Annotated in this window: 25 protein-coding genes and 1 other RNA gene; 13 read left to right on the top strand and 13 right to left on the bottom strand. The window is 63.7% G+C overall.

What is annotated here, in order from left to right; translation table 11 throughout:
- The gene (locus ACOZJV_RS19375; RefSeq protein WP_421548255.1) at positions 1–1,368 is read left to right on the top strand and encodes an inorganic triphosphatase; all 1,368 of its coding nucleotides are present in this window, start codon (positions 1–3) and stop codon (positions 1,366–1,368) included.
- 56 nt (positions 1,369–1,424) lie between these two features.
- Here ACOZJV_RS19375 and ACOZJV_RS19370 read toward each other — a convergent pair whose 3' ends face one another.
- Complete coding sequence (locus ACOZJV_RS19370; protein WP_020295909.1) at positions 1,425–1,895, bottom strand: Lrp/AsnC family transcriptional regulator; 471 nt, start codon at positions 1,893–1,895, stop codon at positions 1,425–1,427.
- 124 nt (positions 1,896–2,019) lie between these two features.
- On the opposite strand from ACOZJV_RS19370, the gene ACOZJV_RS19365 reads away from it, so the two are divergent.
- Both ACOZJV_RS19365 and ACOZJV_RS19360 read left to right on the top strand, forming a co-directional pair.
- Positions 2,020–2,349 (top strand): hypothetical protein, encoded by a 330-nt coding sequence (locus tag ACOZJV_RS19365; protein WP_421548254.1) that lies wholly within the window; start codon positions 2,020–2,022, stop codon positions 2,347–2,349.
- Positions 2,350–2,480: 131 nt separating this feature from the next.
- Positions 2,481–4,259: a GspE/PulE family protein gene (locus ACOZJV_RS19360; RefSeq protein WP_421548253.1), complete on the top strand. Its 1,779-nt coding sequence runs from the start codon at positions 2,481–2,483 to the stop codon at positions 4,257–4,259.
- Here the strand turns inward: ACOZJV_RS19360 and ACOZJV_RS19355 are convergent.
- Positions 4,256–5,278 carry a hypothetical protein gene (locus tag ACOZJV_RS19355; RefSeq protein ID WP_421548252.1) on the bottom strand — a complete coding sequence of 341 codons (1,023 nt, stop codon included), beginning with the start codon at positions 5,276–5,278 and terminating at the stop codon, positions 4,256–4,258. The genes ACOZJV_RS19360 and ACOZJV_RS19355 overlap by 4 nt on opposite strands.
- Positions 5,279–5,487: 209 nt before the next feature.
- Between ACOZJV_RS19355 and ACOZJV_RS19350 the strand changes: the two genes are divergently transcribed.
- Complete coding sequence (locus ACOZJV_RS19350; RefSeq protein ID WP_020295913.1) at positions 5,488–5,805, top strand: DUF2388 domain-containing protein; 318 nt, start codon at positions 5,488–5,490, stop codon at positions 5,803–5,805.
- An 86-nt stretch (positions 5,806–5,891) separates the two neighbouring features.
- Here the strand turns inward: ACOZJV_RS19350 and gcvP are convergent, their stop codons facing one another.
- A complete protein-coding gene (gcvP, locus tag ACOZJV_RS19345; protein WP_421548251.1) occupies positions 5,892–8,765 on the bottom strand; it encodes an aminomethyl-transferring glycine dehydrogenase in 2,874 nt (957 codons plus the stop codon).
- A 187-nt stretch (positions 8,766–8,952) separates the two neighbouring features.
- On the opposite strand from gcvP, the gene ACOZJV_RS19340 reads away from it, so the two are divergent.
- Positions 8,953–10,095: a DegT/DnrJ/EryC1/StrS family aminotransferase gene (locus tag ACOZJV_RS19340; protein WP_078470537.1), complete on the top strand. Its 1,143-nt coding sequence runs from the start codon at positions 8,953–8,955 to the stop codon at positions 10,093–10,095.
- 53 nt (positions 10,096–10,148) lie between these two features.
- On the opposite strand, the gene gcvH is transcribed toward ACOZJV_RS19340, so the two are convergent.
- The 9 genes from gcvH to ACOZJV_RS19295 all read right to left on the bottom strand — a co-directional run bounded on the left by gcvH (position 10,149) and on the right by ACOZJV_RS19295 (position 19,513).
- Complete coding sequence (gene gcvH / locus ACOZJV_RS19335) at positions 10,149–10,532, bottom strand: glycine cleavage system protein GcvH (protein WP_020295916.1); 384 nt, start codon at positions 10,530–10,532, stop codon at positions 10,149–10,151.
- A 52-nt stretch (positions 10,533–10,584) separates the two neighbouring features.
- Positions 10,585–11,667 carry a glycine cleavage system aminomethyltransferase GcvT gene (gene gcvT, locus ACOZJV_RS19330; protein ID WP_078470536.1) on the bottom strand — a complete coding sequence of 361 codons (1,083 nt, stop codon included), beginning with the start codon at positions 11,665–11,667 and terminating at the stop codon, positions 10,585–10,587.
- Between the two features lie 154 nt (positions 11,668–11,821).
- Positions 11,822–13,438: an ABC transporter permease gene (locus ACOZJV_RS19325; RefSeq protein WP_421548250.1), complete on the bottom strand. Its 1,617-nt coding sequence runs from the start codon at positions 13,436–13,438 to the stop codon at positions 11,822–11,824.
- A gap of 136 nt (positions 13,439–13,574) precedes the next feature.
- Positions 13,575–14,576 carry an extracellular solute-binding protein gene (locus ACOZJV_RS19320; RefSeq protein ID WP_078470534.1) on the bottom strand — a complete coding sequence of 334 codons (1,002 nt, stop codon included), beginning with the start codon at positions 14,574–14,576 and terminating at the stop codon, positions 13,575–13,577.
- 128 nt (positions 14,577–14,704) lie between these two features.
- On the bottom strand, positions 14,705–15,922 hold the full coding sequence (locus ACOZJV_RS19315) for a 2-octaprenyl-3-methyl-6-methoxy-1,4-benzoquinol hydroxylase (protein ID WP_201132082.1): 1,218 nt from the start codon (positions 15,920–15,922) through the stop codon (positions 14,705–14,707).
- A gap of 9 nt (positions 15,923–15,931) precedes the next feature.
- Entirely contained in the window at positions 15,932–16,417 is a 486-nt protein-coding gene (locus ACOZJV_RS19310; protein ID WP_421548249.1) for a DUF4442 domain-containing protein, read from the bottom strand.
- Complete coding sequence (gene ubiH, locus ACOZJV_RS19305) at positions 16,410–17,597, bottom strand: 2-octaprenyl-6-methoxyphenyl hydroxylase (RefSeq protein ID WP_421548248.1); 1,188 nt, start codon at positions 17,595–17,597, stop codon at positions 16,410–16,412. Before ubiH ends, ACOZJV_RS19310 begins: the two co-directional genes overlap by 8 nt.
- Positions 17,594–18,928, bottom strand: a complete 1,335-nt coding sequence (pepP, locus tag ACOZJV_RS19300) for a Xaa-Pro aminopeptidase (RefSeq protein WP_201128498.1) — start codon at positions 18,926–18,928, stop codon at positions 17,594–17,596. Before pepP ends, ubiH begins: the two co-directional genes overlap by 4 nt.
- A 27-nt stretch (positions 18,929–18,955) precedes the next feature.
- Positions 18,956–19,513 carry a YecA family protein gene (locus tag ACOZJV_RS19295; RefSeq protein ID WP_078470529.1) on the bottom strand — a complete coding sequence of 186 codons (558 nt, stop codon included), beginning with the start codon at positions 19,511–19,513 and terminating at the stop codon, positions 18,956–18,958.
- Positions 19,514–19,653: 140 nt separating this feature from the next.
- Between ACOZJV_RS19295 and ACOZJV_RS19290 the strand changes: the two genes are divergently transcribed.
- The 4 genes from ACOZJV_RS19290 to ACOZJV_RS19275 all read left to right on the top strand — a co-directional run bounded on the left by ACOZJV_RS19290 (position 19,654) and on the right by ACOZJV_RS19275 (position 21,120).
- Positions 19,654–19,863: a TIGR02449 family protein gene (locus tag ACOZJV_RS19290; RefSeq protein ID WP_007940359.1), complete on the top strand. Its 210-nt coding sequence runs from the start codon at positions 19,654–19,656 to the stop codon at positions 19,861–19,863.
- Positions 19,860–20,183 (top strand): cell division protein ZapA, encoded by a 324-nt coding sequence (locus ACOZJV_RS19285; RefSeq protein WP_421548247.1) that lies wholly within the window; start codon positions 19,860–19,862, stop codon positions 20,181–20,183. Before ACOZJV_RS19290 ends, ACOZJV_RS19285 begins: the two co-directional genes overlap by 4 nt.
- Before the next feature lie 23 nt (positions 20,184–20,206).
- A non-coding RNA gene (gene ssrS, locus ACOZJV_RS19280) (6S RNA) lies at positions 20,207–20,385 on the top strand.
- Positions 20,386–20,490: 105 nt separating this feature from the next.
- Positions 20,491–21,120 carry a 5-formyltetrahydrofolate cyclo-ligase gene (locus tag ACOZJV_RS19275; RefSeq protein ID WP_421548246.1) on the top strand — a complete coding sequence of 210 codons (630 nt, stop codon included), beginning with the start codon at positions 20,491–20,493 and terminating at the stop codon, positions 21,118–21,120.
- A 7-nt stretch (positions 21,121–21,127) separates the two neighbouring features.
- Here ACOZJV_RS19275 and ACOZJV_RS19270 read toward each other — a convergent pair whose 3' ends face one another.
- Positions 21,128–21,274 carry a hypothetical protein gene (locus tag ACOZJV_RS19270; protein ID WP_178102934.1) on the bottom strand — a complete coding sequence of 49 codons (147 nt, stop codon included), beginning with the start codon at positions 21,272–21,274 and terminating at the stop codon, positions 21,128–21,130.
- Between the two features lie 194 nt (positions 21,275–21,468).
- On the opposite strand from ACOZJV_RS19270, the gene ACOZJV_RS19265 reads away from it, so the two are divergent.
- From ACOZJV_RS19265 to ACOZJV_RS19250, 4 genes are all read left to right on the top strand, one after another.
- A complete protein-coding gene (locus ACOZJV_RS19265) occupies positions 21,469–21,918 on the top strand; it encodes an EVE domain-containing protein (RefSeq protein WP_078470527.1) in 450 nt (149 codons plus the stop codon).
- A 195-nt stretch (positions 21,919–22,113) separates the two neighbouring features.
- Positions 22,114–23,079, top strand: a complete 966-nt coding sequence (locus ACOZJV_RS19260) for an HlyD family secretion protein (RefSeq protein WP_078470526.1) — start codon at positions 22,114–22,116, stop codon at positions 23,077–23,079.
- Positions 23,076–25,805: a ribosome-associated ATPase/putative transporter RbbA gene (rbbA, locus tag ACOZJV_RS19255; RefSeq protein WP_421548245.1), complete on the top strand. Its 2,730-nt coding sequence runs from the start codon at positions 23,076–23,078 to the stop codon at positions 25,803–25,805. Before ACOZJV_RS19260 ends, rbbA begins: the two co-directional genes overlap by 4 nt.
- A complete protein-coding gene (locus ACOZJV_RS19250; RefSeq protein WP_201128502.1) occupies positions 25,805–26,923 on the top strand; it encodes an ABC transporter permease in 1,119 nt (372 codons plus the stop codon). The genes rbbA and ACOZJV_RS19250 overlap by 1 nt, the downstream gene beginning before the upstream one ends.
- The last annotated feature ends 24 nt before the right edge of the window (positions 26,924–26,947 follow it).

Below are 26,947 nucleotides of genomic sequence, written 5' to 3'. Positions count from 1 at the left end.
ATGCAGAAAGAAACTGAAATCAAACTCCGCGTCAGCCGCGAAACCCTCGCCGCCTTGCGCGAGCACCCGCTGCTGAAAAAACGCAACAAAAGTGGCTGGGAACGCCGTGAGCTGATGAACCAGTACTTCGACACCCCAGAGCGTGACCTGGCCCAGGCCAAGGTCGCCCTGCGCCTGCGTCGCGATGGCGAAGAAGTGATTCAGACCCTCAAGACCCGTGGCCACAGCGTTGCCGGTCTGTCCGAGCGCAATGAGTACGACTGGCACCTGGCCAAACCCAAGCTCGACGTGAAAAAGCTCGACGGCGAATGCTGGCCCGACGAACTGGCCGAGCTGGACAAAAAGACCCTCAAGCCAATCTTCACCACCGACTTCGTCCGCGAACGCGCGGAAATCGCCTGGGGCCGCGGCAAGGCCAAAGTAGTGATCGAGGCCGCCCTGGACCTGGGCCACGTGGTTGCTGGCAAGCAGAAGGAAGAAATCTGCGAGCTGGAACTGGAACTGCGCGAAGGTGAACCGGCCGCGCTGCTGGAGCTGGCCGCAGAACTGGCGGCGACCCTGGCCCTGATGCCGTGCGATATCAGCAAGGCCGAGCGCGGCTATCGCCTGTTCGATGCCAACAGCTACACACTGAGCCTGCCGGCACCGGAGTTCAGCGCCGAAACCGCACTGGATGACGCCTTTGCCGCCCTGACCTGGCACCTGCTGGGCAGCAGCCAGCGCCTGGCCGAACAGTATCGCTTCAACGGCCACTGGCGCCTGCTGCAGGACTGGGTGGAAAACCTCGCCGAACTGCGCGCCCTGCTCAGCAGCCTGGGCCAGGCCGCACCGCGCCAGTCCACCGCCGAACTGCGCAGCGCCCTCGACGCCCTGCTTGAAGACTGGCGCCCACTGGTGCAAGCCGGCCTGGAAGACGAAGACGTGCGCAAGGCAGCGCCGGAGCAGTTCATCGAAGAACTGGAAGACGTGCGCTGGGGCCTGTTCTCGCTGAACACTTCGCGCTGGTTGCTGGCCCGCAGTTGGACCACCGAGCGCAACACCCGTGGCAACCGCCAGGGCGCCGCGCAACTGGGCAACTGGCTGCCGCGCCTGCTGGCCGACGAGGCCGTGGCCCTGCAACTGCCGCGCTATCAGCAACAGCCTGAAGACCTGGCTGAACAGTTGCCGCGTATCGAACGGATCCAGGCCTGGCTGCACCACGCCCGCAACGTCCTGGACATCCCGGAGCTGGACCGCCTGTACGGCGAACTGAACAAGCTGGTGCAACTGGCCAACGAGCCCATCAGCGATGAAGTGCTCGACGCGCGCAAACAGCAAGCCATCACTGTGTTCCAGAGCCGTGCCTGGAAAACCCTGCTGCGCCTGTAACCTGCTCCTCACCGGCAAGCCTGCGGGCCTGTCGGTGAGCGCACCGCCCTAGAGTTTCAGCGCAGCACCGGCAAACTCGTCGTCGACTTGATTTCGGACAAGGCGACGATCGAGTTCACCTCCTGGATTCCCGGCACCATCGACAGCTTCTCGAAGAAAAACCGCTCATAGGCTTCAATATCGGCGGTGACGATGCGCAGCAGGAAATCCACCGCCCCCATCAGCACATAACACTCCAGCACTTCGGGAAAGCCGCGAATCGCCTCGGTGAACTCCGTAAAGTTGGAGCGCCCGTGGGCGTTGAGTTTGACCTCGGCGAAGATCTGCGTGTTGAGGCCGATTTTCTTGCGATCGAGCAAGGTCACCTGGGCGCGAATCACCCCCTCCTCTTTCATCCGCTGAATCCTGCGCCAGCATGGCGACTGGGACAGCCCGACCTGCTCGGCGATCTGCGCGCTGGACAGCGAGGCGTCCTCCTGCAGCAAGGCGAGAATCCGGCGGTCATAAGCGTCAAGCTCGCTGTGCATAGATATTCCTTAAATAGCCATATACAAGAAATGAACAATTCATTATTCGCGCAATCACGCTCATCTTAGATAAGAAATACCCGGGACCCCATGTAAAAATTTCTCCACTGATCTGGAGAACGCCATGCCCCACCTCGAAGCCGTAAACCGTGAACCTTGCCGTGCAGATGTGTGGAGCCGCGCCAACAGCCACTGCCAGGTGCGCTATCAAATGAGCGCGGAAGCCGAAGCCGACGTGCTGTGCCGGGTGCTCAACCATTTCGCCTTGCAGAGCCTGGTGCCGCAGCAGGTTGCAGTGCTGCAACGGGATGGCCAGTTACACATCGAGGTGGCGCTCGACGGTCTGAGCTGGCACCGGGCCGGAGTGATCGCGGAAAAACTTCGTAACCTGATCAGCGTGGAATCGGTAACGCTCGAGCCCATCGAGCTTTCCCGCCTGCACGCGGCGGGCTGACAGGCTGCCGGCAAAATCCTGCAACCCTTGGACGACGGGCCGTCGGTTACCCGGGACTATTCTTGGCAATTCGCGGTCAGAGGCGCACACCTTGAAACCGCTTGGTGCCCGAATACCCCCAAGGAGCCCGAATGCCTGTTTCCCGCGTTACCCAGGACCGCTGGCTGGACCTCAATGATGTGCTGCGCGACCTGCTCAGCCAGGGCCTGCTCAACCAGGACTCGGCCGAACGCGCACTGAGCAGCCGGCGCAACGCCGCCAACAGCCAGCTGCACCCTCTGGAATTTCTGGCCGGCCAGCAACTCGATGATCAGCGTCGCCCCGGACGCAGCCTGGACCTGGAAAGCCTGACCCTGTGGCTGGCACAACGCGCGGGCCAGCCCTACCTGCGAATCGACCCGCTGAAAATCGATGTCGCCAGCATCACGCCGCTGATGTCCTACGCCTTTGCCCAGCGCCACCAGATTCTCGCGGTGGCCATCGACCCCCATGGGGTCACCGTGGCCAGCGCACAGCCTGATGTGAACGCCTGGGAAGCCGACCTGGCCCATGTCCTGAAACTGCCCATCAAGCGTGTCGTGGCCAACCCGGCGGATATCCAGCGATTCACCCAGGAGTTCTACCGCCTGGCCAAGTCGGTCAGCGGCGCCAACACCGAACGCAAGATGCACAGCCTGGGCAACTTCGAACAACTGCTCAACCTCGGCGCTAGTGACCAGCAGCCCGACGCCAACGACGCCCATATCGTCAATATTGTCGACTGGCTGTTCCAGTACGCCTTCCAGCAGCGCGCCAGCGATATCCATATCGAGCCCCGCCGCGAGCAGGGCACGGTACGCTTTCGCATCGACGGGATACTGCACAACGTCTACCAGTTCCCGCCCCACGTCACCGTGGCCATCGTCAGCCGCCTGAAGAGCCTGGGGCGAATGAACGTCGCGGAAAAACGCAAACCCCAGGATGGCCGGGTCAAGACCAAGACCCCGGATGGCGCTGAAGTGGAACTGCGCCTGTCGACCCTGCCCACCGCGTTTGGCGAAAAAATGGTGATGCGCATCTTCGACCCGCAGGTGTTGCTCAAGGACTTCGACCAGCTCGGCTTCGGCGCCGAGGACCTGCTGCGCTGGCAGGACATGACCCGCCAACCCAACGGCATCATCCTGGTCACCGGCCCCACCGGCTCGGGCAAGACCACCACCCTGTACACCACCCTCAAGCAACTGGCGACGCCCGAGGTCAACCTGTGCACCATCGAGGACCCGATCGAGATGGTCGAGCCGGCGTTCAACCAGATGCAGGTCCAGCACAATATCGACCTGACCTTTGCCAGCGGCGTGCGCGCCCTGATGCGCCAGGACCCGGACATCATCATGATTGGCGAAATTCGCGATCTGGAAACAGCGGAAATGGCGATCCAGGCCGCGCTCACCGGGCACCTGGTGCTGTCCACGGCACACACCAACGATGCCCCTGGCGCCATCAACCGGCTGCTGGAACTCGGCGTTCCCCATTACCTGATCAAGGCCACGGTGTTGGGGGTCATGGCCCAACGCCTGGTACGCACCCTGTGCCCGCACTGCAAGGCGCCCCAGAAGCTGGGCGCAGATGACTGGCAGGCCCTGACCCACCCCCGGCAATTGCCCCTGCCCGAACATGCCTGCCGCGCCGTTGGCTGTGCGGAATGCCGGGACACCGGCTACCACGGGCGGGCCGGGGTGTACGAGATCATGCAGATGAGCGACAGCCTCAAGGCCCTGATCAGCCGCGACACCGACCTCCTGGCCTTGCGCCGCCAGGCGGCCAGGGACGGCATGCGCAGCTTGCGTCTATCGGGCGCGCAGAAGGTCGCTGCCGGCCTGACCACCCTGGAGGAGGTGTTGCGCGTCACGCCGCAAAGCGAGCAGCCCTAGCCCCCGAATTCCTCCCAGTCGATGACCCCGACCTTGTCATTGGGCTGGATATCCAGCACCGCGCCATCGGCACGCTGCTGCAGAATGGAACGCCCCACGGACAGCTTCTTGCGGGTCTGATGGTTCACCGCGGTGGACTCGCGGGTCGGGCTGAACAGCAGGCGGTCCGGCGCTTCCTGGCGCACCCGCATGCCTGCCGGGTAATGCCATTCCCCGAGCTGCACCGGCTGGGCCAGGACACCCGACCATTGGCGTAACTGTTGGTTTTCATCCAGGTCCAGGGTCAGCGACAGGAACTGCATGCCCTGGTAGGCCACGGGACGCGGCACCTCGCCGTCGGTGCGCACGATAAAGCCGGAGGACTCGTGGAACACCTGGCTGCCCGCGGGCCAGGTGACATCGGCCAAGCGGGCATCCGGGCTCATGTGGCATTCATCGAAGCGCCAGCGGCTGGGAAAGGTCCGGTCTTCGACGGTGCGGTCAAAGCTGACCCAGCCGCCACCCTTGCAGGGCCAGCCGGCGATCTGTTGGTCGCCCACCAGCAACAGTTTTGAAAAGTAGTAATGCGGCGGCATGTCTATGTCGCTGACCTGCAGGCCCAGCACCGACTGCGGCGTCTTGAACGTCGCATAAGCGACGCTTTGCAGGCCCGACAGCTGCGACTCCCCCTTCCAGTCCACCGGGTCCAGGGTATCGAGCTTGACCAGGGTCCCGGCCGGGAAGTGCAGTTCGTCCAGTTGCAGATCCGCTTGCAACCGCGGGTTCAGCGCCTGGGTCCGCTCTTGTTGCGCGACGGAAAGGGCCACCATACCCCACACAAACTTGAGCCCCAGGCCGACGAAAAACAGCATCGCCAGGGTCAGGGGCACGTGCAGCCACAGGCGCTTGCGCAGTCGCTGGCGTTTTTCCGGGTGGCGCAGCGCCATGACCAGGGACACCAACCCTGCCGCGCTGGCGCCGCAGAGGATCAGCAACAGGTACAGGTACATGAACGCGATGGGGCTGGGGCCGAAAATCAAAGGTGAACATCCGTGCTCTGGCAGAAGCCGCGCATCGTGCCAAATTTTCCCCGGCGGGCATACCGCTGGATCACACGCCGGGCAGTTGAAACACGCACTCGCCGGCCAAACACCCACCACAGGTCGAAAACCTTCTTCCCATGCCACGGAACTCCTTCAGGTCGTCTGTAATCAAATTGTTCAGATACCCCCAGTCGGAGTCACCCACCATGCGTCTAAAAATAGCTGTCGCGACACTTGCCTTGCTCTCCCTTCCTGTCGGTTCGGCAATGGCCGACAGCTTCTGGCGTAACGTCATTTCCTCCGGTGCCACCACCGGTTCCACCTACCTGACCTTCAAGGATCACAAACTGATCGTTGCGGCGCAGGACGACGCGGGCAGTTTCGTTGCCAGCGACGGCGGGATCCGTGGCCCGTACCTGGAAGCCGCCATGCAGAAAGTCCGGGCCGATAACCCGGGCCTGCAGGCGACGGACATGGAACTGGCAAACGCCATCCTGGCCAAAAACGCGGTCGCGCAAGAGTGATCGCGCTTGTGAGATAAAAGTTGTGAGATAAAAAATGCCGCTCCCATGAGCGGCATTTTTTTGCCTGTTTTTTGATCAGTCCGCCCTCAGCGATAGGCATCCACCGGCACGCAAGCGCAAAACAGGTTGCGATCGCCATAGACGTTATCGACCCGATTCACTGTCGGCCAGTACTTGTGGCTGCGGGTATGGGCGCTGGGCAGCACCGCCTGTTGAATGCTGTAGGACCGCTCCCAGACTCCGGTGATATCGGCCAGGGTATGGGGCGCACCCTTGAGCGGGTTGTCGTCGGCTGGCCAGTGGCCGTCCTGGACCTGGGCGATCTCCGCGCGAATACTCAGCATCGCCTCGATAAACCGATCCAGCTCGGCCTTGGACTCGCTCTCCGTGGGTTCGACCATCAGGGTTCCCGGCACCGGAAAGGACATGGTCGGCGCATGAAAGCCGTAATCCATCAGGCGCTTGGCCACGTCCTCCTCGCTGATTCCGGTCTGGGCCTTGAGCGGTCGCAGGTCGAGGATGCATTCATGGGCCACCCGCCCATTGCGCCCGCTGTAGAGCACCGCAAAGGCCCCGCTCAACTGCTCCGCCAGGTAATTGGCCGCCAGGATCGCCACCTCGCTGGCATCCACCAATTGCGGGCCCATCATCGCGATGTACATCCAACTGATGGGCAAGATGCTCGCGCTGCCCCAGGGCGCCGCGCTGACCGCATCGTTGCCTGGCAACGGCCCCTCCAGCGGCACCACCGGATGATTGGCGACAAACGGCGCCAAGTGCGCCCGCACGCCGATCGGCCCCATGCCCGGGCCACCGCCGCCATGGGGAATGCAAAAGGTCTTGTGCAGATTCATGTGGGAGACATCGGCGCCGATATCCGCCGGCCGGGCCAGGCCGACCTGGGCATTGAGGTTGGCACCGTCCATGTACACCTGGCCGCCATGGCTGTGGATAACTTCGCAGATTTCGCGCATGCCCTCCTCGTACACGCCATGGGTCGATGGATAGGTCGCCATCAGGCAGGCCAGTTGCTCGCCGGCGGCCTGGGCCTTGGCCTTGAGGTCTTCAAGGTCGACGTTGCCCGCAGCGTCGCATTCGACAATCACCACCTGCATCCCGGCCATCTGCGCCGAAGCCGGGTTGGTGCCGTGGGCCGAGGCTGGAATCAGGCAGATATCACGCCCCGCCTGCTGCCGGCTGGCGTGGTACTTACTGATCGCCAGCAACCCGGCGTACTCGCCCTGGGCCCCGGAGTTGGGTTGCATGCAGATCGCATCGAAACCGGTGATCGCACACAGCCAGCGCTGCAATTCGTCGATCATCAGCCCATAGCCCACCGCCTGCTCCAGGGGAGCAAAGGGATGCAGGTTGGCAAATTGCGGCCAGGTGATGGGGATCATCTCGCTGCTGGCGTTGAGCTTCATGGTGCAGGAGCCGAGCGGGATCATCGATTGGTTGAGCGCCAGGTCCTTGTTTTCCAGCTGCTTGAGGTAGCGCAACATCCGGGTTTCGCTGTGGTGCGCGTTAAACACCGGGTGGGTCAGGTAGCGGCTGCTGCGCAGCAGCTCGGGGGGGATTCCACCGGGCAGCGCCTGGGCATCGAGTTCGGCCACCTGCAACCCGTGGTCGGCCCCCAGGAACAGGTCGAACAAGCGGGCCACGGTGCTTTCGTCGCAGCCCTCATCCAGGCTCAGGCCCAATTGTCCGCGCCCGAGAATCCGCAGGTTGATCTGCGCCGCCTTGGCGCTTTCGATGATCGCCGTCTGGCTCCCGCCCACCTCCAGGGTCAGGGTGTCGAAAAAATGCCGATTGAGCCGGGTGATGCCATGGCGCTCCAGCCCGGCGGCCAGGATGCAGGTCAGCCGGTGCACCCGTTGGGCAATGCGCTTGAGGCCCTCGGGCCCGTGATACACCGCGTAGAAACCGGCGATATTGGCCAGCAGCACCTGGGCCGTGCAGATATTGGAATTGGCCTTCTCCCGACGGATATGTTGCTCGCGGGTTTGCAGGGCCATGCGCAGGGCCACATTGCCCCGGGCGTCCCGCGACACGCCGATGATCCGGCCCGGCATGGCTCGCTTGTACTCGTCACGGCAGGCAAAAAAGGCCGCATGGGGACCGCCGTAACCCATAGGCACGCCAAAGCGCTGGGATGAGCCGAGCACCACGTCGGCCCCCTGCTCGCCCGGCGGCGTCAACAGCAGCAGGCTGAGCAGGTCGGTGGCGACACAGGCCAGGGCATGCTGCCCATGCAGGTGGTCGATCAGCGGACGCAGGTCGCGTATCTCGCCATGGGTGTCCGGGTATTGCAGCAAGGCCCCGAACACCTGCTGCCCTGGCAAGTTATCCACAGCGTCGACCACCAGCTCGAAGCCAAACCCTTCGGCCCGGGTGCGAACCACGGAAATCGTCTGTGGGTGGCAGTTATGGTCGACAAAGAAGCGGTTGCTGGTGGATTTGGCGACCCGCCGGGCCAGGGCCATGGCTTCGGCCGCCGCAGTGGCTTCATCCAGCAGCGAGGCATTGGCCAGCTCCAGGCCGGTCAGGTCGATGGTCAGTTGCTGAAAATTGAGCAGGGCCTCGAGCCGGCCCTGGGCGATTTCCGGTTGGTAGGGGGTGTAAGCGGTGTACCAGCCGGGGTTCTCCAGCACGTTACGCAGAATCACCCCCGGGGTCAGAGTGGCGTGGTAGCCCATGCCGATCAGGCTGGTCCAGACCTGGTTCTGCTCGGCGTAGCCACGCAACTTGGCCAGGGCCGCCTCTTCGTCCAGGGCTGGCGGCAGTGCCAGCGCTCCCTTGAAGCGAATCCCCGGCGGCACTGTCTGCTCGATCAGCTCGGTCCGGCTGCCCAGCCCCAGGCTGTCGAGCATCGCCTGCTGCTCGGCGGCATCGGGCCCCAGGTGGCGGCGTAAAAAAGCGTTCGGATCGCGCAATTGGCTCAAGGACGGCAACTGGGACATGACGGGCTCTCTCTTAAGTGGCGCTCAACGTCGATGCAACACGGTCAAGCCAGCATAGCAGCCGCTTTCGGGCGTCGACACGCTGGCGCCGTCGCCGAATCGGTACCATTATGCTGGGCGTCAGCGCGCCAGCCTCGGCGCGCACCCTGCCTGTTTCTACCCTCTGCTTACCGGGTGCACCCTCGTCATGAGCCAACTGCCTTTCCTGCCGTTTTCCAAACCCACCATCGATGAAGCCACCATCGCCGCTGTCGGCGACGTCCTGCGCTCGGGCTGGATCACCAGCGGGCCCAAGGTCCAGGCGTTCGAAGCCCAACTCTCGGAGTTCTTCGGCGGACGCCCGGTGCGCACCTTCAACTCCGGCACCTGCACCATGGAGATCGCCCTGCGCATCGCCGGCATCGGCCCCGGCGACGAAGTCATCACCACCCCGATCTCCTGGGTGGCCACGGCCAACGTGATTCTGGAAGTCGGCGCCACTCCGGTATTTGCCGATATCGACCCGATCACCCGCAACCTCGACCTGGCCCAGGTGGAGGCGGCGATCACCCCCCGCACCAAAGCCATCATCCCGGTGTATCTGGCCGGGTTGCCGGTGGACATGACGCGCCTCTACGCCCTGGCGCGCAAGCACGGCCTGCGGGTGGTGGAAGACGCCGCCCAGGCCCTGGGTTCGAGCTGGGACGGCCAGCGCATCGGCGCCAGCGGTGACTTTGTGTCATTCAGCTTCCAGGCCAACAAAAACGTCACCTCGTCCGAGGGCGGCTGCCTGGTGCTGAACACTCCCGAAGAAGTGCGCCTGGCCGAGAAGTACCGCCTGCAAGGCGTCACCCGCAACGGTTTCGACGGGCTGGATGTGGATGTCCTGGGCGGCAAGTTCAATATGACCGACGTCGCCGCCGCCATCGGCCTGGGGCAGTTCGCCCATATCGAACACATCACCACCCATCGCCGTGAACTGGCCCGCTACTACTTCGACTGCTTCGGCAGCGATTTCGAGGCCACCTACGGCGCCCAACTGCCGCCGGCGGACTTCAGCAACAGCAACTGGCACCTGTTCCAGCTGGTGCTGCCTGAACGCCGGGACGGCAAGCCCGCCCGCGCCAGTTTTATGGAGCAGATGCAGGAACGCGGCATCGGGATCGGCTATCACTACCCGCCCATCCACCTGCTGAGCCTGTACCGCAAACTCGGCTTCAAGGAGGGCATGTTCCCGGTGGCGGAACGGGTCGGGCGCCTGATCGTTTCGCTGCCGATGTTCACCAGCATGAGCAAAAGCGACGTCGAGCGCTCGGTGGCGGCGGTCAAGGCCGTGCTGAAAGACGCCTGATACGGCGCCCATAAAAAAGCCTCGAATGATCGAGGCTTTTTCTTTCCAAGGGCTTACTCGCCGATGGCGGCCTTGTAGCCGGCAGCGTCCAGCAGCTTATCCAGATCTGCGGCATTGCTTGGCTTGAGCTTGAAGATCCAGGCGCCATACGGGTCGCTGTTGAGCAGCTCGGGGCTGGCGCTCAGCTCTTCGTTGATGGCAATCACTTCGCCCGCCACCGGTGCGTAGATATCGGAAGCCGCCTTGACCGACTCCACCACGCCCGCCTGATCCCCTGCACCGAACACGGTGCCGACTTCGGTCAGCTCGACGAATACCACGTCGCCCAAGGCTTCCTGAGCGTGGTCGCTAATACCCACGGTCACGCTGCCATCGGCTTCCACACGGGCCCATTCATGACTTTCGGCAAAACGCAGGTCGGCAGGGATATCGCTCATATTCTGTGTCCTCAAGAAGAAATGTCAGCGGCTGACTGCCCGCCGGAAAAAGTTAGATCAGGGTTTTGCCATGGCGCACGAAGGTCGGCTTGACCACTCGAACCGGGTACCACTTGCCACGGATTTCCACTTCTGCACGGTCGGCGGTGGCCATCGGCACCCGCGCCAGTGCGATCGATTTGCTCAGCGTAGGGGAGAAACTACCACTGGTGATCTCACCTTCGCCAACATCTGTGATGCGAACCACCTGATGCGCTCGCAAAACACCGCGTTCTTCCAGGACCAGGCCCACCAGCTTCTGCTTCACTCCGCTCGCCCGCTCGGCTTCCAGTGCGGTGCGACCGATGAATTTGCGTGAGGCCGGCTCCCAGGCAATGCTCCAGGCCATGTTGGCCGCCAGGGGCGACACGTCCTGGTGAATGTCCTGGCCGTACAGGTTCATCCCGGCTTCGAGACGCAAGGTATCGCGGGCGCCAAGGCCGATAGGGGAAATGCCTGCGCCCACCAGGTCGTTGAAGAATGCCGGGGCCTGATCGGCCGGAAACATGATTTCCAGGCCATCCTCGCCGGTATAGCCGGTACGGGCGATAAACCAGTCACCGTCGAAACGGCCTTCGAATGGCTTGAGCTGGTGGATCAACGCGCCACGGGCCTGGGTCACCAGTTCGGCGATCTTGTGCCGCGCCTGGGGCCCCTGGATGGCGAGCAACGCCAGGTCCGAGCGTTCGCGCAACTGCACCTGGAACGCCCCCAGCTGCGCCTGCATCCAGGCGATGTCCTGGTCGCGAGTGGCGGCGTTGACCACCAGCCGGTAACCGTCTTCGGTGCGGTAGACCAGCATATCGTCGACGATGCCGCCACGTTCGTTGAGCATGGTGCTGTACAAAGCCTGCCCGGGGCTTTGCAGGCGCTCGACATCATTGGCCAGCAGATACTGGAGCCAGGCCTTGGCCTGGGGGCCGCTGATGTCGATCACGGTCATATGGGATACATCGAAAACACCGCAGTCACGGCGCACCTCATGGTGCTCCTCGACTTGCGAGCCGTAATGCAGAGGCATGTCCCAACCGCCAAAATCGACCATCTTCGCGCCAAGGGCGAGGTGAAAGTCATACAGAGGCGTGCGCTGTCCCATGGGTTTCTCCTTCCGGGCGTGGCGAAGGTGCGGACCGCCGCTGCACGAGTGAAAGCCTTGAAATAGATGGCTTTCAGCCGATTCCAGCCAGCAGATCCGAAGATGGACCGCACCGAATGCCGCGCATTGTAGCCGCAAGGTTGAGGACTGGCACCTAACTGATTCGATGAGCCGAGCGGCGGATCAAGCCAATGACCGGCAACAACCCGACCAGAACCAGGGTCAAGGCCGGCAGCGAAGCACGCGCCCACTCCCCTTCGCTGGTCATCTCGAAGATCCGTACCGCCAGCGTGTCCCAGCCGAACGGGCGCATCAGCAGGGTGGCGGGCATTTCCTTGAGCACATCGACGAACACCAGCAACGCGGCGCTGAGGGTTCCGGGCAGCAGCAACGGCAGATACACCTTGCAAAACAGTCGTGGCCCGCTGACCCCCAGGCTGCGGGCAGCTTCCGGCAAGGACGGACGGATCCGCGCCAGGCTGTTTTCCAGCGGCCCATAGGCCACCGCGATGAAGCGCACCAGATACGCCAGCAACAGCGCACAGAGGCTGCCCAGCAGCAGCGGCTTGCCGGCGCCGCCGAGCCAGCTCGACAGCGGGATCACCAGCTCGCGGTCCAGGTAACTGAACGCCAGCATGATTGACACCGCCAGCACCGAGCCCGGCAGCGCATAGCCGAGGTTGGCCAGGCTGACCCCGGTACGGATCGCCCGGGTCGGCGCGAGGCGCCGGGCAAACGCCAGCAGCAGGGCCACGCTCACCGTGATCAGCGCCGCCATGGCCCCCAGGTAAAGGGTGTGCACGATCAACCCGGCATAGCGCTCGTCGAGGTCGAAGCGTCCACGCTGCCAGAACCACACCACCAGTTGCAGCAGCGGAATCACGAAGGCGCAGGCGAAGACCAGCAGGCACCAACTGCTGGCTGCCAGGGCCTTGAGCCCGCGCAGGTGGTACAACGCCTTGCCCCGCGGCCGCTCATTGCCTGCACGGCTGGCGCCACGGGCGCGACGCTCGCCGTACAGCACCAGCATCACCGCCAGCAGCAACAGACTGGCCAGTTGCGCGGCGCTGGACAGGCTGAAGAAGCCATACCAGGTCTTGTAGATAGCGGTGGTGAAGGTGTCGAAATTGAACACGGCGACCGCGCCGAAATCGGCCAGGGTCTCCATCAATGCCAAGGCCACGCCAGCGCCGATGGCCGGGCGCGCCATGGGCAGTGCCACGCGCCAGAACGCCTGCCACGGCGACTGGCCCAATACCCGCGCGGCCTCCATCAGGCCCTTGCCCTGGGCCAGGAATGCGGTGCGCGCCAGCAGGTAGACATAGGGGTAGAACACCAGCACCAGCACCAGGATCACCCCGCCGGTGGAACGCACCCGGGGCAGGCGCAACCCGCTGCCGAACCACTCACGCAGCAGGCTTTGCACCGGGCCGGAAAAATCCAGCAGGCCGACAAAGACAAAGGCCAGCACATAAGCCGGAATCGCGAACGGCAGCATCAGCGCCCAATCCAGCCAGCGCCGACCGGGAAACTCACAGAGGCTGGTCAACCACGCCAGGCTGACCCCGAGCAGGGTCACGCCGACACCCACCCCCAACACCAGGACCAAGGTGTTGCCCAGCAGCCTCGGCATCTGGGTTTGCCACAGGTGCGACCAGATCTGCTGGTCGACCACCTGCCAGGACAGCAGCAGGACGCTCAGCGGCAGTAGGACCAGTGCGGCAATGGCGAAGACCAGGGGATACCAGCGGCGTTGGGCGGGATGGGCCACAAAAAACTCTCGGGCAGGTGGGACAGGCAAAAAGGCTTGCGGATCGCCGGGGCGAGGAGCGTGCTCGCACTCGGCGGTATCGCCGCCCCTTTAAAGCAAACGCCCCGCATAGGCGGGGCGCAGTATAACGGCAGGCTCAGTTCCAGCCAGCGCGGTCCATCAAGCGAATGGCTTCGGCCTGGCGCTTGCCGGCCACTTCCACCGGCAGGGTATCGGCGACGAACTTGCCCCAACTGGCCACTTCAGCCGACGGCTGCACTGCCGGGTTGGCCGGAAATTCCTGGTTCACGTCGGCGAAGATCTTCTGCGCTTCCGGGGTGGTCATCCACTCCACCAGGGCCTTGGCGGCTTCCGGGTGCGGCGCATGCTTGGTCAGGCCGATGCCCGACAGGTTGACGTGCACCCCACGGTCGCCCTGGTTCGGCCAGAACAGCTTCACCGCCAGATCCGGCTTCTGCTTGTGCAGGCGGCCGTAGTAGTAGGTGTTGACGATACCGACGTCGCATTGCCCGGCGTTGATCGCTTCCAGCACCGCGATGTCGTCAGAGAACACATCGGTGGACAGGTTGTTGACCCAGCCCTTGACGATCTCTTCGGTTTTCTCCGCGCCATGGGTTTCGATCAGCGTGGCCGTCAGCGACTGGTTGTAGACCTTTTTCGCCGTGCGTAGGCACAGTCGGCCTTCCCATTGCTTGCCGGCCAGGGCTTCGTAAGTGGTCAAGTCACCCGGTTTAACGCGGTCGGTGGAGTAGGCGAGGGTCCGCGCGCGCAGGCTCAGGCCCGTCCAGGCGTGGGCCGAGGAGCGGTATTGCAGGGGGATATTGGCGTCGATCACCTTGGAGGTGAACGGTTGCAGAATGCCCATCTGCTCGGCTTGCCAGAGGTTGCCGGCATCCACGGTGAGCAGCAGGTCGGCGGTGGCGTTTTCACCCTCGGCCTTGATCCGCTGCATCAGGGGCGCTTCCTTGTCAGTGATGAACTTGACCTGGACCCCGGTTTTTTTGGTGTAGGCATCAAACACCGGCTTGATCAGCTCGTCGATACGCGAGGAGTAGACCACCACCTCATCGGCCGCCTGGGCGGTTCCGCCGATAAGGGTGAGTGCCAGGGCAGTCAGTAGACGCTTCGGTGCCAACATGGGAGCGGTCTCTCGATATCAAAGTGAGGCCAAATGATAAGGACTCACATTTACCTTCTCAAACCGAACGTGCCCTTGAGGCGTTACCAGATGTTGCACCGAACGCAATAGGCGCAGAGCCGAGGGGTTCAGGCCTTGGCCAATGCCGGCAGATCGCCGCTCAACCCCAGCGCCTGACGCACAAACAGCGCCTTGGCTTCGGGCATCTGGTCGACGATTTTCAACCCGGTGTTGCGCAGCCAGCGCAACGGCAGCGGGTCTGCCTGGAACAAACGTTCAAAGCCTTCCATCGCCGCCATCAACGCCAGGTTGTGCGGCATGCGCCGGCGTTCGAAACGGCTGAGCACCTTCACATCGGCCAGGCGCTCGCCACGGCTGTGCGCGCGCAGCAGTTCTTCGGCCAGCACCGCCGCATCGAGAAAGCCCAGGTTGACGCCTTGCCCGGCCAGCGGGTGGATGGTGTGCGCGGCGTCGCCGATCAGCGCCAGGCCCTCGGCCACGTAGCGCTTGGCATGGCGCTGGCGCAGCGGCACGCAGAGCCGTGGGTCGGCGCTCAGCACCGTGCCCAGGCGACCCTCGAAGGCGCGCTCCAGCTCGCGGCAGAACACCTCGTCGTCCAGCGCCATGAGGCGCTCGGCCTCGCCTGGCGTGGTCGACCAGACAATCGAGCACCAATCCTGCTGCCCATCGCGCTCCAGTGGCAGAAACGCCAAGGGGCCGTTGTCGGTGAAACGCTGCCAGGCGGTCAGTTGGTGCGGCTGGCTGCTGCGCACGCTGGTGACGATGGCGTGGTGCAGGTAATCCCACTCGCGGGTGGCGCAACCGGTCAGGCGCCGCACCGCCGAGTTGGCGCCATCGGCCGCGATCACCAGGGGCGCGCGCAGCACCCGGCCATCGGCCAGGGTCAGCAGCCAGTCATCCCCGGAGCGCCGCATCTGCTCCAGGCGCGCATTGGCCAGCAGGCCCAGGTCGCATTCGTGCAAACGCTCGAGCAAGGCGTCCTGGACCACGCGGTTCTCAACGATATGCCCCAGCACCTCGGCATGCACGCTGGCCGCCGAAAAGTGGATCTGCCCGGTGCCACTGCCATCCCAGACCTGCATCTGCGCGTAAGGGCTGGTGCGGCGTCGGGCAATCCCCTCCCAGACGCCCAGGCGTTGCAGGATCCGCTGGCTGGCCGCCGACAAGGCACTCACCCGCGGCTCGAAGGGCGCCTCGGCAGCGAAGGGTTTGACCGTCAGCGGGCTGCCATCGAGCAGCAGGACTTCCAGCCCACTGTCCTGCAAGGCCAGCGCCAGGGCGCTACCGACCATTCCGGCACCGACAATCAGCAGATCTGCGCGCATTTCCATGCTTTAAGCCTGTCTCGCTTGCGGCTTGAGCCGCACGTAAAGGGTTTTATCGACCCGCGCCACCAAGGTGCCGTCGCCGTCGTGGATATCCACCTGCAACAACGGCAGGTACTTCTCGCCACTGGCGGTGTGCTGACGGATCTGGTCGAGCAGGGCCTGGTCGATCGTGAACCGGGCGAACACCGGGCCTTTGCCCGGGGCGATGAAATCAATGGTGGCGGCCTTGTCCCAGACGATGTACTCGCGGCCGAGGTTTTCCATCAGCATCAACATGAAAAACGGGTCGACCATGGCGTACAGGCTGCCGCCGAACTGGGTGCCGACATAGTTGCGGTTGTACCAGCCCAGGCCCATGGACACCCGGACCTCACGAAAATCCGCGCTGATGTGGCGGACCCGCACCCCGGCACCGAGGTACGGCGGATACAGGCACATGATCCAGCGCAGCAGGCGCGCCTTGCCCAGGCGCTGGTTCAGCCACTTAAGCATCCGGGCGCGTACCCAGGCCCATGGCCTGACGGGCAAACCAGCGCTTGGCCGGGGGCAAGAGATCCAGCCCCAGCAGGCCGATATTGCGCCCCAGGGACACCAGCGGCTGCTTGCTGCCAAACAGGCGGGTGACCTGGTCGGAGAAGCCCACGGTCAGGGTCTGATCCTGGCGCTGGCGTTCGCGATAAGCCTGCAAGGTGGCGAAATCCCCTGGCGAATCCTGGCTGGCCAGCAACGCATCGGCCAGGGCCTGGGCATCGCGCAGAGACAGGTTGAAGCCCTGGCCGGCAATGGGATGCAGGCTGTGGGCGGCGTTGCCGAGGACGGCCAGGTGCGGGCGCACCTGTTCTTCGGCCTCCACCAGTGACAGCGGATAAAGATGCCGCGCGCCCACTTGCTTGAGGGTGCCCAGGCGATAACCGAAGACGCCCTGCAGCTCGCTGAGGAAGCTGCGGTCATCCAGGCTGGCAAGGCGCTGCGCATCCATCCCCAGGCGGGTCCAGACCAGGGCGCAGCGATTTTCCGGCAGGGGCAGCAAGGCCATCGGGCCGTCATCGGTAAAACGCTCGAAGGCCATGCCGTTGTGGGCTTCGCTGGGGGTGATGTTGGCGATCAGCGCGCTCTGGTTGTATGGGCGATTCTTGACCCCGATCCCCAGTTGCTCGCGCAACCCGGAGCGGCCGCCATCGGCCAATACCGCCAGCTCGCATTCCAGGGTGGTCTCGTCATTCAGGGTCAGGCGGTAGCAGTCCGGCAACGGCTCCATGCGCGTGACTTCAGCCGGGCAGCGCCAATTGATCACGTCCTTGTCCAGGGCCTGCCACAGGCACTGGCCAAGCCAGGCGTTCTCCACCACATAACCGAGGGCCGGAACCCCCTCCTCCATGGCCGACAGGCGCGCGGTGGAAAACCGCCCACGGTCGGAGACATGAATCTGCTTGATCGGCTCGGCGCGACGGGAAATTTCCTGCCACACACCCAGCCGCTGATAAATCTGTCGCGCGCCAAAGGACAGCGCCGAGGAGCGGGCGTCATAGCTGGGCTGGTAACTGTCGCCGGGGGCGAAGGGTTCGATCAGCACGATCTTCCAGCCCCGGGCCTTGGCCCCGGCCTGCAACGCCAACGCCAGGCTGGCGCCGACCAGGCCGCCACCGATGATCGCCAGATTGACCCGGGTCATGCGACCTGGGCCCGTGCGGCGGCCATCAGTGCTTCGATCTCGGCGACCGTCTTCGGCACGCCACCGGTGAGAATCTCACAACCTTGCTTGGTCACTACCACGTCATCCTCGATGCGCACGCCAATGCCGCGCCACTTCTTCGCCACGTTCTGATTGTCCGGGGCAATGTAAATCCCCGGCTCCACCGTCAGCGCCATGCCGACCTCCAGCACCCGCCATTCGCCGCCGACCTTGTACTCGCCGACGTCGTGCACATCCATGCCCAGCCAGTGTCCGGCGCGGTGCATGTAAAACGCCTTGTAGGCTTCACTGGCGATCAGTTCGTCGACATCGCCTTCGAGCAAACCCAACTGCACCAGGCCCTGGGTGATCACTTGCACCGTGGCCTCATGGGCCTGGTTCCAGTGCTTGTTCGGTGCAATCTCGGCAAATGCCGCTTCCTGGGAAGCCAGGACCAATTCGTAGATCGCCTTCTGCTCCGGCGAAAACCGACCGTTGACCGGCCAGGTACGGGTGATGTCGCTGGCGTAGCAATCGATCTCGCAACCGGCATCGATCAGCACCAGGTCACCGTCCTTGAGCAGCGCGTCATTCTGCTGGTAATGCAGGATGCAGCTGTTGCGCCCGGCGGCGACGATGGAACCGTAGGCCGGCATCTTCGCCCCGCCCTTGCGGAACTCGTAGTCCAGCTCAGCTTCCAGACTGAACTCATGCAGACCGGCTCGGCTGGCCTGCATGGCGCGGATATGGGCCTGGGCGGAAATTCGCGCGGCTTCACGCATGACCTTCACTTCTGCCGCCGATTTATACAGGCGCATGTCGTGCAGCAGATGATCCAGGGCAACGAATTCGTTCGGCGGCTGGGCGCCGAGGTGCGCTTTAGAGCGGATGACGTTGATCCAGTCCATCAGGTGCCGGTCGAATTCCGGATTGCTGCCCATGGCCGAATAGACCCGGTCACGCCCTTCGATCAGGCCCGGCAGGATGTCGTCGATGTCGGTGATGGGGAAGGCATCGTCAGCGCCGTAGTCGCGCATCGCGCCTTCCTGGCCAGCCCGCAAGCCGTCCCAGAGTTCACGCTCGGCGTTGCGCTCACGGCAGAACAGCACGTACTCGCCATGCTCGCGGCCCGGCATCAGGACGATGACCGCCTGAGGCTCGGGGAAACCGCTGAGGTATTGGAAGTCGCTGTCCTGGCGGTACACGTGCTCGACATCGCGATTGCGGATCGCCACGGCGGCGGCCGGCAGAATCGCGATGCTGTTGGGTTCCATCTGCGCCATGAGCGCCTTGCGGCGACGGGTGTATTCCGATTTCGGGATATGGATCATGGGCAGACGGACTTCCCTATCAAGCAGTTAGTGCAAAGACGGCTTCGCAGCCGGTTCAACTTTCTTGTTGGTCTCGGTGAACAACAGCAAGGGGGCGACCCGCAGGTACTCCATCACTTCCATATAGTCGCTTTCGCCGTCATCGGATTCTTCCAGGGCATCTTGCACCTGGGCGATCGCGGCAAGGTCTTGCAACACTTCGGTGGCTTCGGTGCTCAGGGCGCTGCTGTCGCGGGAGTTCAAGCCGAAACCGCTGAGGAAACCCTGGCACCACTGGCCCAGTGCCGCAGCACGTTCGGTCAGGGGCGCATCGTCGCTGGGCAACAGCAGAACCACGGTCATGTCATCGCTGGTCAGCTCGCCCTTGACCATTTCCTGCAGGCCGATCAAGGCGTTGCGCACGTTGTCTTGTGGTTCGCCTTCGAGCAGTTCGGCGGCGTCGATCAACCAGCCGTCGACATCAAAGCCGGCGCCGGCGCAACTGCGACCGAGCAACAGGCCGTGCAATTCGGCTGGCGAGACAGGGTGACCGCTGCTGGTGAGCAGGGTGGCGAAGGCGTTGTACGGAGAATTCTGAATGGGCATGGGCAGCTAGGCGCCAAGCGGCGCAATGTCTAGAATGGAGGCCTTGTATCGTAGCATCGGCGGACGCGCCAAGACCATCAAGGCCGTCAACTCGTTTGCCCAGCCTGTTGCCACTCATCAGACAAATCCAGTGGGATCCAATGGAAGACACCGACCTGCAAGCGCTGATGGCCAGACTCGAATTGCTAATTACCAGGGTCGAGCAACTAAAGAGTCAAAACGCACTCTTATTAGCTCAGGAAAAAACCTGGCGCGAGGAACGCGCGCACCTCATTGAAAAAAATGAAATCGCCCGGCGTAAGGTCGAATCGATGATTTCGCGCCTCAAGGCCCTGGAGCAAGACTCATGAGTTCAAGCAATAGCGTAACCGTGCAGATCCTCGACAAAGAGTATTCGATCATCTGCCCCCAGGAAGAGCGCAGCAACCTGGTGAGCGCCGCCCGTTACCTGGACGGCAAGATGCGCGAGATTCGCAGCAGCGGCAAAGTCATAGGCGCCGATCGCATCGCCGTCATGGCCGCCCTCAACATTACCCACGATTTGCTGCACAAGCAGGAGCGCCCCGCCATACAGGCCAGCGGTTCGACCCGCGAGCAAGTACGCGACCTGCTGGAGCGCGTCGATCTGGTCCTGGCGACCGATCCGGAACAACCCAAAGCTGATTCCTGAAGGCGGTTGCGGTATACTCCCGCCACTCCCTGGGGTGCTTGCCAGTTGACGATGTCCCTGAGCCGATTCGCACTACCCTGGAGGTTGCACGTTGGGCTGGTGTGCATGTCCGCTAGACGGAAAGCCTTAAAGCCTACTGCATCTTCCACCTTGAACTTTCGGGTTCAAGGGCTAAGTCGACAGCGGTTCATCCGGGGAGCCTGAATTGCAAACCAATGCCAGCCATCGTGCTGGCATTGTTGTTTCTGGCGCCGGCCGTTTAGCGGTAGGCTGGGCCATCCGAACCCAGCTCCCACGGCCTGCCCCCATGACCGACGCCCCCCTCTCCCGCCCGCAACTTCGTCGCCTGCTACGCCGCGCGCGGCGTGCCCTCAGCCCCAGCGAGCAGCGCCAGGCCGCACGCGGGCTGTATCGACAGCTGGCGCAAAACCCGCTGTTCCGCCGGGCGCGGCATATCTCCCTGTACCTGCCCACCGACGGTGAAATCGACCCGCGCCTGCTGCTGCGCGCCGCCCAGCGCCGGGGCAAGGCCACCTACCTGCCGGTGCTCAGCGCCTGGCCCAGGACCAAGATGGTGTTCCAGCGGGTACGTCCGGGAGAGAAGCTGCGGCCCAATCGTTTCCGGATTCTTGAACCACGGGTGAATGTCGCGCGCCAGCGCAAGGTCTGGGCCCTGGACCTGGTGCTATTGCCGTTGGTCGGTTTCGACGATGTGGGGGGGCGCCTGGGGATGGGCGGCGGCTTCTATGACCGCAGCCTGGCGTACCTGGCCCGGCGCCAGAATTGGCGCAAGCCGACGCTATTGGGCCTGGCCCATGAGTGTCAGAAGGTCGAGCGACTGGATCAGGCGAGCTGGGATGTACCGTTGCAGGCTACGGTGACAGACGGGCGGTGGTATTTTGCAGAGCAGGCGCCACTTGAAGGCAGCGGCGCCTGAGACGGGATCAACGCTTGAAGGGTTGCTGCTGTTGCGCGAGCTCGATCGGGGCATCGGCTTTACTGGCCCACAGGCTCTGCGCATAGCCAGTGGTCACCACACCCAAACCGAACAAAATAACCAAAATCCATAGTAAATCCGGTTTGCGTTTCATCGATTGCCCCCCTAAGGCCTATCACACACGATGACAGCAACGGCTTGCGTAATAGTCCGTGCAGCAGCGTCAAGCTTAAAATCCCGGCATTCTGCGATAACGTGAACCGACACGCAAATGCTGACGTCAACCGACTGTCGGTTTGTCATAAAATTGCCAGACAACTTGCCCACAGCCCTCGAGGAGCGCAAAAAATGGCCTATTGGCTGATGAAGTCCGAGCCCGAAGAACTCTCGATCAAGGGCCTGGAAAAGCTCGGCGAAGCCCGTTGGGACGGGGTGCGCAATTACCAGGCACGCAACTTCCTGCGGGCCATGGCGGTGGGCGACCTATTCTTCTTCTATCACTCCAGTTGCCCGGAGCCCGGGATCGCCGGCATCGGGCAGATCATCGAAGCCGCCTATCCGGACCCAACGGCCCTGGACCCGCAAAGTCCCTACTTCGACGCCAAGGCCACGCCGGAAAAAAATGCCTGGAGTGCAATCACCGTTGCCCATGTCGAGACTTTCTCCCAGGTGTTGCGCCTGGACTATTTGAAACAACAGGCCGCCCTCGACGAAATGCCGCTGGTACAAAAAGGCAGCCGCCTCTCGGTGATGCCGGTGACCGCCGAGCAATGGGCCGCGGTACTGGCCCTGCGCTGATCCACGGCAAGCCGTGCCGCGCACCGCTCGCGGCACGCGCCCACGGCTTTTATCTCGAGAACCCGGCAGTCATCGCGCACAACCATGCATCGTCTGGCCAATAGGGTTAGGCTTACGGCTTTCATTTGACGGGTATCAAGTCGCCTAACGGCGTCTACCGTCAGACTTGGACGCTATAAGCCGCAGGATGCACCTATGTCGACGAACCATCGTTCTTCCCGCCTTTTCGCCATTTCTTTATTGGTCCTGCTGCTCGCTGCCGGCGGCTTCGGTTATTGGAAGTCGCTCAGCGATCGCCTGCCCGAAGGCCTGAGCATGGGCAACGGTCGGCTCGAAGCCACAGAAGTGCAGATCGCCAGCAAGATCCCCGGGCGCCTGGCGGAAGTGCGGGTCAACGAAGGTGACAAAGTCCTGCAAGGCCAACTCCTCGCGCGCATGGACACCCGCACCCTGGAGGCCCAGCGCACCCAGGCGGAAGCGGAAGTGCTGCGGGCGCGGGAAAACTTCGCGGCCGCCGAAGCCAACGTGCAGCTGCGCCAGAGCGAGTTGTTGCTGGCCAACCAGGAATTCAAGCGCTCCCAGGAGCTGTTCAAGCGCGGCTTCGCCAGCCAGCAGATCATCGACCAGCAACAGGCCCGCCTGAACACCGGGAACGCGGCCGTGCTGGCCGCCAGGTCCCAGGTCGCGGCGGTCCAGGCCGCCATCGGCGCCGCCCAGGCCCAGGTTGCCCAGCTCACCAGCGAGATCGACGACAGCAGCCTGCGTGCGCCTATCGACGGCATTATCCAGCTGCGCCTGGCCGAGCCAGGCGAAGTCCTGGGTGCCGGCGGCCGGGTCCTGCTGCTGATTGACCCCAATGACCAGTACATGAACCTCTACCTGCCCGCCTCGGTCACCGGTCGCCTGACCGTTGGCTCGGACGCGCGGATCCTGCTCGACGCCCTGCCCGATCAGCCGCTGCCGGCAAAAATCACCTTTGTCGCGGCCAAGTCCCAGTTCACCCCGAAAGAAGTCGAGACCCGTGACGAGCGGCAGAAGCTGGTGTTCCGGGTAAAACTGCGGCTGACCGAGCCGAGTGCCGTGCCCCAGGCCAAACCGGGCATGCCCGGCGCCGGCTATGTGCGCACCGCGACCGTGGACTGGCCGGCTAACCTGCAATGACCGCCCTGGCGCTGCAAGCCACGGGGATCAACCATCGCTATGGGCAACAGCAGGCCCTGATCGACATTGCCTTCAGCCTGCCGGCGGGCACCCGCTGCGGGCTGATCGGCCCGGATGGGGCCGGCAAGTCGAGCCTGCTGGGCCTGATCGCCGGGGTCAAAAAGCTGCAACAGGGCCAGCTCGAAGTACTGGGCGGCCCCATCGAGCAGCGCCGGCACCGCAACAGCCTGTATCCCCGCATTGCCTTCATGCCCCAGGGCCTGGGCGGCAACCTGTACCCCGAACTGTCGATCAGCGAAAACATCCGCTTCTTTGCCACCCTGTTCGGCCTGTCGAAAGCCGAATGCGAGCAGCGCATGCATGGCCTGCTGCTGGCCACCGACCTGCTGCGCTTCGCCGAGCGGCCGGCGGGCAAGTTGTCCGGCGGCATGAAGCAGAAGCTCGGACTGTGCTGCGCCCTGATCCACGAGCCGGACCTGCTGATCCTCGATGAGCCGACCACCGGCGTCGACCCCCTGTCCCGCCGGCGCTTCTGGGAGTTGGTGGAAGACGTGCGCAGCCAGCGCCCGCAGCTGACCCTGCTGGTCGCCACGGCGTATATGGAAGAAGCCGAACAGTTCGAACACTGCCTGATGCTCGATCGCGGCAAGCTGATCGCCCAGGGCCTGAGCCGCGAGCTGGCGGCGGCAACCCCCAGCGGTAAGCTCGACGAAGCCTTTACCCATTTCCAGGGTGACAGTGGCCATAACAATGAGCCGCTGGTGATCCCGCCGCGCGCCGGCGACAACCACGACATCGCCATCGAAGCCCACGAGCTGACCCTGCGTTTCGGCGATTTCACGGCGGTGAACAAAGTCAGCTTCGCCATCGGCCGCGGCGAGATTTTTGGCTTCCTGGGCTCCAATGGCTGTGGCAAGACCACCACCATGAAAGTCCTGACCGGGCTGATGCCGGCCACTGAAGGCAGCGCCAAACTGCTGGGCAACCCGGTCAACGCCAAGGACCTGGCAACCCGCAAACGCGTGGGTTTCATGTCCCAGAGCTTCTCGCTGTACGGCGAACTCAGCGTGCGCCAGAACCTGGTGCTGCACGCCCGGCTATTCGACCTACCGGCTAGTGAAAGCGCGCCGCGTATCGAAGAACTGATCCAGCGTTTCGACCTCGGCGCCATCGCCGAGCAGCAGTCCGGCGCCCTGCCCCTGGGCCTGCGCCAACGCCTGTCGCTCGCGGTGGCAGTGCTGCATCGTCCGGAAGTGCTGATCCTCGATGAACCGACCTCGGGCGTCGACCCGGCGGCACGCGATGACTTCTGGCGCCTGCTGATCGAGTTGTCGCGCGAGCAGGGGGTGACGATTTTCCTGTCCACCCACTTCATGAACGAAGCCCAACGCTGCGACCGCATTTCCCTGATGCACGCCGGCAAGGTACTGGCCTGCGACACCCCCGCCGCGCTGCAACAGCAGTTCGCCGGCGATACCCTGGAAGCCGCCTTCGTGACCTGCCTGGAGCAGGCCCAAGGCGCCGCCGACGCCGCACCGACGCCAGCCCCTGCGGCAGAAACCACCCAGGCCCCGAGCAGCGTACCGCCAAGCAAACCCGGTTTCAGCCTGGCCCGCCTGCTGGCCGTGGCCACCCGCGAGGGCAAGGAATTGCTGCGCGACAAGGTGCGCCTGGGCTTTGCCCTGCTGGGGGCGATTTTCATGATGGTGATCTTCGGCTACGGCATTTCCCTGGATGTGGAGAAGCTGGCTTTCGCCGTCTACGACCAGGACCAGACGCCGCAAAGCCGCGCCTACCTGGAGGCGTTTCGCAGCTCGCGGTACTTTCAGGAACAGCCGCCGATCCGCGATTCGGCCGAACTGCACCGACGCCTGCAGCGCTCGGAAATCAAGCTGGCACTGGAAATTCCCCCCGGTTTCGGCCGCGATCTGTACGCCGGGCGCCAACCTGCGGTGGCGGCCTGGCTGGATGGCGGTATGCCGTTTCGCGCCGAAACCAGTCGCAACTATGTCGAGGCCGTGCACCAGGCCAACCTGGAGCAACTGGCCGAACAAAGCAGCCCGGCCTACAACCCGCGCCCTGCGGCCCGGCTGGAAACACGCTTTCGCTACAACCAGGACGTGGTCAGCGTGAATGCCATCGGCCCCGGGGTGATGGCGCTGATCCTGGCGTTTATCCCGGCAATGCTGACGGCGCTGGGGATTGTCCGCGAGAAGGAACTGGGCTCGATCACCAACTTCTACGCCACACCCCTGACGCGCCTGGAGTTTCTCCTGGGCAAGCAGGCGCCGTACCTGGCGGTCAGCCTGATCAACCTCGGCCTGCTGGTGGCGATGAATCGCTGGCTGTTTGGCGTGCCCTTCAAGGGCAGCGGCCTGACCCTGGCCTTCGGCGGCATGCTTTATGTGCTGGCCACCACCAGCATGGGCTTGCTGATCTCGGCATTCACCCGGACCCAGATCGCGGCGATCCTCGGCACCATGATCATCACCAGCCTGCCGACAATCCAGTTCTCCGGGCTGATCGTGCCGCGCTCGTCCCTTGAAGGCGCGGCGGCCTTTATGGGGCAGATGTTCCCTGCCGGCTATTTCCTCGATATCGCCGTCGGCACCTTCACCAAAGCCCTGGACCTGCGCCAGCTGTGGCCGCAGTGCCTGGCGCTATTCGGGTTCTTCCTCGGCTTCACCGGGCTCAGCCTGGCCATGCTGAAAAAGCAGGAGGTCTGATGCACCAGCTCACCCACATCCTGCGCCTGGGCCTCAAGGAACTCACCAGCCTGCGCCACGACAGCGTGCTGCTACTGTTCCTGCTGTACGCCTTCACGGTGGCGATCTACATGCCTGCGGCCGGCTCGGTCATCGGCGTGCACAACGCCAGCGTGGCCCTGGTGGACGAGGACCACAGCCACCTCTCCCGGCAGTTGGCCGAAGCCCTGCAACCGCCCGAATTCCAGAGCGCGGTGGCGCTGCCCTACGATCAGTTGGACAAGGTCATGGACAGTGGCCAGTACACCTTCGTGATCAACGTACCGGCCAACTTCCAGAGCGATCTGCTGGCCGGGCGCGAGCCCGCGGTGCAGGTCAACGTCGATGCCACGGCCATGAGCCAGGCGTTCATGGGCGCCGGCTATATAGGACGGATCTTCCAGCGCGAACTGCTGACCTACGGCGGCCAGAACGAAGCGACCAGCAAGGCGCCCGCCCTGCTGACCACGCGCGCGCTGTTCAACACCAACCTCGAAGGGGGCTGGTTCCTGGCGGTGATCCAGATCGTCAATAACATCACCATTCTCGCCATCGTCCTCACCGGCACCGCCCTGCTGCGCGAACGCGAGCACGGCACCCTGGACCACTTGCTGGTGCTGCCGCTGACGGCACTGGAAATCATGCTGGCAAAAATCTGGAGCAACATGCTGGTGGTGGTGCTCTGCACCTGGATCTCGCTGGAGGTGATCGTCAAAGGTGCCCTGGGGGTGCCGCTGGCGGGCTCGATGACTTTGTTTTTGCTGGTGACCGCGCTGTACCTGTTCGCCAGCACCGCCCTGGGGATTTTCCTCGCGACCCTGGCCCGTTCCACGCCGCAGTTTGGCCTGCTGGCGATTCCGGTAATCATCCCGATGCTGCTGTTATCGGGCGGCAGCACGCCGCTGGACAGCATGCCGCAGTGGCTGCAATGGGTGATGCAGGGCTCGCCGTCGACGCATTTCGTCAGCCTGAGCGCGGCGATCCTGTTTCGCGACGCCGGGGTCAGCGTGGTGTGGCCGGACCTGTTGGCCCTGGCGGGGATCGGCCTGTTGTTCTTCGCCATTGCCCTGGCGCGCTTTCGCAAAAGCCTGGCCTCATAGCCGCCGGGGTTTAGCCGGCGCCGA

It is taken from the genome of Pseudomonas sp. QD4 (assembly GCF_049199125.1).
Lineage (GTDB): Bacteria > Pseudomonadota > Gammaproteobacteria > Pseudomonadales > Pseudomonadaceae > Aquipseudomonas.
The sequence above is the reverse complement of the archived record's forward strand: the minus strand, read 5'-3'. Positions and strand labels throughout refer to the sequence as shown.